Source organism: Alkalibacterium indicireducens, assembly GCF_039522005.1.
Classification (GTDB): Bacteria; Bacillota; Bacilli; order Lactobacillales; family Carnobacteriaceae_A; genus Alkalibacterium; species Alkalibacterium indicireducens.
Genome location: NZ_BAAADA010000112.1, coordinates 11,427 through 17,136, shown reverse-complemented (window position 1 = coordinate 17,136; position 5,710 = coordinate 11,427). Strand labels below are relative to the sequence as shown.

4 protein-coding genes are annotated in these 5,710 nt (G+C 43.4%); 3 read left to right on the top strand and 1 reads right to left on the bottom strand.

Features of this window, described 5'->3' with window-relative positions; translation table 11 throughout:
• Nucleotides 1-98: 98 nt before the first annotated feature.
• On the bottom strand, nt 99-1,364 hold the full coding sequence (locus ABFX15_RS06940) for a replication-associated recombination protein A (protein WP_346024738.1): 1,266 nt from the start codon (nt 1,362-1,364) through the stop codon (nt 99-101).
• A gap of 186 nt (nt 1,365-1,550) precedes the next feature.
• On the opposite strand from ABFX15_RS06940, the gene gshAB reads away from it, so the two are divergent.
• From gshAB to ABFX15_RS06925, 3 genes are read left to right on the top strand one after another with little or no spacing between them, the layout of a single operon-like run.
• The gene (gene gshAB / locus ABFX15_RS06935; protein WP_346024737.1) at nt 1,551-3,818 is read left to right on the top strand and encodes a bifunctional glutamate--cysteine ligase GshA/glutathione synthetase GshB; all 2,268 of its coding nucleotides are present in this window, start codon (nt 1,551-1,553) and stop codon (nt 3,816-3,818) included.
• Between the two features lie 18 nt (nt 3,819-3,836).
• Nucleotides 3,837-4,991 (top strand): cysteine desulfurase family protein, encoded by a 1,155-nt coding sequence (locus ABFX15_RS06930; protein ID WP_346024736.1) that lies wholly within the window; start codon nt 3,837-3,839, stop codon nt 4,989-4,991.
• 40 nt (nt 4,992-5,031) lie between these two features.
• Nucleotides 5,032-5,376, top strand: coding sequence for a hypothetical protein (locus ABFX15_RS06925; RefSeq protein ID WP_346024735.1), 345 nt, complete (start codon nt 5,032-5,034; stop codon nt 5,374-5,376).
• The last annotated feature ends 334 nt before the right edge of the window (nt 5,377-5,710 follow it).

Genomic DNA, 5,710 nt, shown 5'->3' with positions numbered 1-5,710 from the left:
CAGTGTTCCATTGCCTTCCTCCTACATGCTCGATTTAGAGGCTGCCCTGACGTAAAAAGGGCAAATTCAAAAGACAGCTTGCTTCAAAGAGTGAGTACTTATTTGTTGTCAAACTTTTGAAGCTGCTTGTTCAAGGCTTCCTCGAACTTAGACGTCAGAACTGGAGCATAGTACTCTCTGCTTTTAATCGTATCAGGTAGGTACTGCTGGGAGATCCAGTGGCTTTCAAAATTATGCGGGAACTGATAACCAATGCCGCTTCCCAGATCTTTTGCTCCTTTATAATGAGTATCTTTCAGATGATCCGGCACATCACCTGTTTTTCCTTCTCTAACATCTTGTATTGCTTGATCGATCGCGCTGATCGCACTATTTGATTTAGGAGATAGGCACATTTCGATGACAGCGTTGGCAAGAGGGATCCTGGCTTCGGGAAGCCCAATTTTTTCAGCAGCTTCTGTAGCCTGTACGGCTCTCGATACACCTGCAGGGTTTGCCAGACCGATATCTTCGTATGCAGTGACGATCAGCCGTCTGATCACCACTTTCAGTTCACCAGCCTCCAGAAGCCGTGCCAGGTAATGAAGTGCTGCATGTACGTCACTTCCCCGAATGGACTTCTGAAAGGCTGATATTGCATTATAATGAGCATCTCCATCTTTGTCATGAGTCAGGGATTTACGCTGGAGACATTCTTCTGCAATATCCAGTGTAATAACGGTGTTTCCATTATCATCTGAATCAGTAGACTTCACTGCCAGTTCCAGGGCATTCAGCGCACTTCTTAAATCGCCGTTAGTCACCCTTGAGAAATAATTTAGAACAGAGGGAGAGATAACTATAGATTCAGAACCCAGTCCATTTTCTTCGTCAGTCAGTGCCCGCTCCAATGCCGAGGTAATCTGAGTTTCAGACAAAGGTTTCAATTCAAATATCTGGGACCGACTTCTAATCGCAGGGTGGATGGAAATATATGGATTTTCGGTAGTCGCCCCAATCAGTACAATCCGACCATTCTCAAGATGTGGCAGCAGGAAATCCTGCTTAGGCTTATCGAGACGATGGACCTCATCCAATAGCAGGACTACTGTGCCGCTCATTTTAGCTTCCTCAACAACTATCTGCAGATCTTTTTTAGAATCTGTGGCAGCATTCAACGTGCGGAAAGCATACTTAGTCGAACCGGCAATTGCACTGGCAATACTTGTTTTTCCTATTCCGGGAGGACCATATAAAATCATGGATGACAGCTGTTTGGCCTTTACCATCCGCCATATGATTTTACCTTCTCCTACAAGATGTTCCTGACCGACAACCTGACTGATCGTCGTTGGACGCATACGATAGGCTAGTGGTTTATTCATAAAAGACTCCTTTATCACATAATTAGTATAAGTGACTAAAGTATAGCATGTTTGGACAGTGATTTAAACAATATCGAACAAAGGTTCGTGCTTGGATTTCTTTCTTTTTCCTAGGTTGACGCGAGGCTTTATGATAAGATAGTACTTGATATTAGTAAGTAAATCACTCAGTAAGGAAAGATTTGAATGAATATAAAACAGATAGTTACCGTTCACCATCTACAGGAATTGTATAAAAAAGGTTCGTTTGGAATTGAAAAAGAAGGATTAAGAACAACACGAGAAGGAGATCTGGCGCTCAGCCCTCACCCTGCGTTATTTGGAAGCCGGAAACACCACCCGTATATTCAGACGGATTTCAGTGAATCGCAACTGGAACTGGTGACTCCGCCTCAGAATACACTTAAGGAACAGTATAAGTGGCTTGAGGCTCTTCATGATGTGGTCAACCGCACGATTGATACGGAAGAGTTTGTCTGGCCGTTCAGTATGCCTAGTCGGCTTCCTGATGAGAAAAATATTCCGATCATCAAAGTCGAGGACAGGAAAGAAATAGAATACAGAGAGCAGCTTGCTGAAAAATATGGGAAGAAAAAACAGATGATCAGCGGTGTTCATTACAATTTCTCATTTTCCTCTGATTTTATGGACGCGCTGGCCAGTATTGCTGAGACACCAGAAAAGCTGACCAGCTGGAGTAATGATCTTTATCTCAAAATGTCCCGTAATTATTTGAGATATCAATGGATCCTGACTTACTTATTCGGTGCATCACCAGTTTCAGACGATACGTTTTCAAGTGACGATTCAAGACAGTACTACAGAAGTATAAGAAACAGTCCATTGGGCTATCACAACTCCTTCACCAACAAAGTCTCCTATCAGGCAATTGAGGAATATGTCAGAGACATCGAACACCTGGTTGAAGAGGGTACCTTGATAGAAGAACGTGAGTATTATGGCTCAGCTCGTCTGAGAGGAAAAGGAAAAGCAGTCCGCAACTTGATAAGCAGCGGGACGCGATACGTTGAATTCCGTTCATTCGATCTAAATCCATTCTCAAGACTGGGATTCTCTTATGAGCAGTCTCTGTTTACTCATCTCTTTCTAATGACGATGGTCTGGATGGATAAGGACAGTACGACAGAGGATGTCAAAACCGGTGCAGAAATGAATGAACAGACGGCCATGGAAGACCCGTTTGAGTCCTCCAGATTCAAAGAAGAGGGACAGTTCCTGCTTAACATGATGAAAGAGACTATTAATGCGCTGCATTTGAGTAGCGAGTACGATGCAGTCCTTGAGACGGCCCACAAGCTCTTGGATCATCCTGAACAAACCCTCTCTGCAAGAATTGTCAAAGAGCTGGAAAATGGGCGTTCCTTTATTGAGTACGGGATCAATCTGGGTCAGCAATATAAAGAGGTCTCCTTTGAGAAGCCATTTCTAGTCAAAGGCTTTACTGAAATGGAAATGAGTACTCAGCTGCTCTTGTTTGACGCATTGAAACTGGGGCTTGAAACGGAACTGCTGGACAGTCATGATCAGTTTTTGAAGCTGACTCACGGGGACAAGACCGAATACGTGAGAAACGGAAATATGACGTCTAAAGACACCTACATCTCTCACTGGATCATGGCTAACAAGACAGTTACCAAGAAAATTCTGAAAAATTATGGGTACAGAGTGCCTCATGGAGAAGAATTTGCATCAATAGAAGATGCTGTGAATGCGTATGCCCTGTTTGACCGGAAAGCAATCGTCGTCAAACCTAAAAGTACCAACTATGGGCTGGGCATCTCCATTTTTAAGCATCCTGCATCATATGAAGCATATTCAGAAGCTGTGCGTCTGGCTTTTGAAGAAGATGGGCAGATTCTGGTTGAAGACTACATTGAAGGAACAGAGTACCGGTTCGTTGTGATCGATGATAAGGTAGAAGCCGTTCTGCTGAGACAACCTGCAAACGTAACTGGTGACGGAAGACAGACGATTGAACAACTGATTCAGAAAAAGAACACGCATCCTTATCGAGGAATCAAGCACCGTGCCCCTCTTGAAAAAATAAAAATGGGGGAACTGGAGCGACTGATGCTCAAAGAACAAGGCTACACATTCGACAGTATTCCGGCTGAAGGTGAGCGCGTGCTGTTGAGAGAGAACTCCAACATTTCAACTGGCGGAGACTCTATAGATATGACTGACGATATGGACGAGTCCTACAAGAAACAGGCAGTAGAGATGGCTAAGGCCCTGGAAGTCAAAGTCACTGGTCTGGACCTGATCATTCCTGATATCGCTAAACCAAGTACCAAGGACAAGCCAGGTTATGTCGTCATCGAGGCCAACTTCAATCCGGCTATGCATATGCATGCATTCGTTCAGAAGGGCAAAGGACGTAATCTGACCAGGAAAGTCATTGATATGCTCTTTCCATCTATCGACCTATCATAAGACTGGAAGGGATATAAAATGAACAACTATATTTATCTTGATCATGCGGCAACGACTCCTGCGAGACCGGAAGTGATCGAAGCAATGACTGAAGCAATGCAGTTGCATTACGGGAATGCATCAAGTATTCATCAGATGGGTCGGACAAGTAAAGGTCTGCTGGAAGAAGCTCGGTCTGTCTTTGCTGCAAGCATCAATGCCTCACCAAACGAGATCGTCATTACAAGTGGAGGCACCGAAAGTGACAATATGGCTGTAGTCAAAACAGCAGAGAAATACGGCTATAAAGGAAAACATATTGTGACGACAAACGTTGAGCACCCAGCTGTCAGGCGCCCGTTAAATTATCTGAAAAATCAGGGCTTTGAAGTCACTGAATTAGCAGTAGACAGAAATGGGCTGATCAGTCTTGAGCAGGTGAAGGAAGCAGTCAGAGAAGACACGATACTGGTTTCAGTCATTTATGGAAATAATGAAATCGGCACGCTTATGCCGATAACTGAAATTGGACAGTACCTTGACGGCCTTGACCATAAAGTTGCCTTTCATACAGATGCCGTACAGGCTTATGGAACAGAAGACATCGATGTCAAAGAGCAGAAAATCGACCTGCTCTCCGTTTCATCTCATAAGATAAACGGGCCTAAGGGTATCGGGTTCCTGTTCATCAATGAAGAACTGCCTATTACTGGCTTGGTGCTAGGAGGAGAGCAGGAAAATAAGCGCAGAGCAGGAACGGAAAATATACCAGGTGTAATCGGATTCCAGCGTGCTGTAGAAATCAGACAGGCTGAAAAAAAGCGTATTAGAGAAGAATACCAGGCGTTAAAAAGCAGATGTCTGGCTGAACTCGATGCATCTGGTATCGATTATGAAGTAAATGGTTCGGTCGACCAGAGTTTGCCTCATATCTTAAGCCTTCATATTAAAGGTATTCCGGCAGACAAGCTGCTGATTCATCTTGATCTGGCCAGAATTGCAGTCTCTATCGGGTCAGCCTGTTCTGCTGGAAATGTCGATCCAAGTCCAGTTCTCGAAGCTCTTTACGGTTCTAACCATCCTGCCATCTCTGAAACGATTCGATTGAGTTTCGGCTATGGGGTCACGGAAGACGACTGCCGAACAGTTGTAGCGAAAATCAAAAAAGCAGTTGATTTTTTAGCTGAAACGTAAAATAATAGAAGTATAACGAGTGTCAGAGAGGATGTCGCCAATGGCTACACAGAAAAAAGACAGTCTGCTGGGAAGTAACACACATTACTCAGTCAATGACGAGGCTAAACGCTACACACTGAAAGACAACGGCTTTATGGAAACAAAGAACGGATCGTTTCAGTATGAACGGACTTTAAATATCCATGCCGTAGATAAGAAAGCACCAAAAATGAAAATTGTTATATCTAAAGATTTAAATGAACTGAAACTATCTGCAGTAACGGCTAACGGACTGAAAAAGATTGATCTCTATAAATCAGACCAGCTTTCAGAGGAAAGAACATTTGCAGAAAATATTCTTAAGAGTTTAGTTGAAGGAAAAGTTCTGACCGTTGTAGACTGAATCAGTTAAATGAGATGGCCTGAGGATCAATCTGTGATCCTCAGGCTTTCCTTTTGAACAGAGGCACTGGATAAAAGAAGTGACATTACTGTTTATTGTTATGAATAGGCAGTATAAGAGCATTATCGTGTATCAAGTCAGGTAGAAACTGCATCTAGGAAAGTTGTCATGATATCTCTCACTGTAACGGTATATAATGAACTACAATTAGACAGTTTTTAACGTAATTCCGAAAGAAGTCTCCCACTTCTAAGCGTATGGGTGCGAAGCACCAGTGAAAGTGGGAGATGAATTTCGGTCAAGCGATAGCTTGAAGTGGTAAATGTCGTTCTCA